1 protein-coding gene is annotated in these 237 nt (G+C 69.2%); it reads left to right on the top strand.

Features of this window, described 5'->3' with window-relative positions; all coding sequences use genetic code 11:
• Positions 1 to 17 precede the first annotated feature (17 nt).
• Positions 18 to 237 (top strand): hypothetical protein (locus ACLJNW_RS28415; protein ID WP_410962010.1); only part of this gene is annotated, 220 nt, incomplete at its 3' end.

The raw sequence follows: 237 nt of genomic DNA, 5'->3' as shown, positions 1-237 counted from the left end.
GCATTCGAAAAGCCTAGATGACCGACCAGACTCCTTCCCTTGACCAACTCGTCCGGCGCCTCGACCAGGCCCAGATCAGCGACCGCCACCGCTTGCGCCGGCAGCTCCACGAACTGCGCAAGCAGCCCGACGACGCGCGCCTGGCGCAGTGGGTCGAGCGCTTCCAGACCTCCTGCGCCAAGGTCGAGGCGCGGCGCGCCAGCGTGCCGGCGATCCGCTACGACGACAGCCTGCCGA

The organism is Salmonella sp. SAL4457 (assembly GCF_046548235.1).
Taxonomy (GTDB): domain Bacteria; phylum Pseudomonadota; class Gammaproteobacteria; order Enterobacterales; family Enterobacteriaceae; genus Salmonella; species Salmonella enterica.
This window is presented reverse-complemented; position numbering and strand designations above follow the sequence as displayed.